The 728-nt window shown below is 68.0% G+C and carries 1 protein-coding gene; it reads right to left on the minus strand.

All coding sequences use genetic code 11. From position 1 onward, the window contains the following. Nucleotides 1–114: 114 nt before the first annotated feature. The coding region (locus ACVCAH_RS38000) for a group II intron maturase-specific domain-containing protein (RefSeq protein WP_447141033.1) at nucleotides 115–728 on the minus strand (614 nt) is incomplete at its 5' end.

Here is a 728-nt window from a genome sequence, read left to right on the forward strand (position 1 = left end):
AGTTGAGTCGGCCTGGAGTGCGGTGTCAGCGTTGCCGCTGGTCCGTTTCTCCAGGCCGCTCGCCGAACCCGCCGTGCGCGTCTCCGCGCAACGGGCTCTCCACGGTTGCTGTCGTCAGGCGTTGTCGGTCGCAGGCCAGGGGCTGGGGATCATGCGCCGGCGGTAGCGGGTCACGGGGGTGGCCGCTATCGGTCGGTACTCGGTCCCGTCCGCGTTGATGGGTAGCCACTTGCCGGTTGGCGTGGTGAATCGTCTGCGGACGGCCTTCCAGTTCCAGCGGTGCCGATGCATCAGCATCCTGATCAGCCGTTGCCAGGCGAACCGGTCCAGGGTGTGGAAGGTGTGCTTGGCGACGGCGTGCCGGAAGTAGTTGGCCCAGCCGTGCATGACCTGGTTGAGCCGGGTCAGCACGGACCGGAGGTCCTGCTGTGATGTCCTGCGGGTCAGTGCTCGGATCTTCGCCTTCAGCGACCGGGTCGGCCGTTCGGCGATGAACGTGTACACGTGCCACTGGTTCGAGCCTCGCTTGCGGCGCCACCGGATGTGGAAGCCGAGGAAGTCGAACCCGTCGCGCATGTGCACGATCCGCGTCTTGGCCGGCGACAGGCGCAGGCCCAGCGGAGCGAGCACGGCGGCGACGTCCTCGCGTAGCGCGGCCGTGTGGTCCTCTGTTCCGTGGACGAGGACCACGAAGTCGTCGGCGTAGCGGACCAGCCGCCACGTCGGCA

Source organism: Micromonospora sp. LZ34 (genome assembly GCF_052981855.1).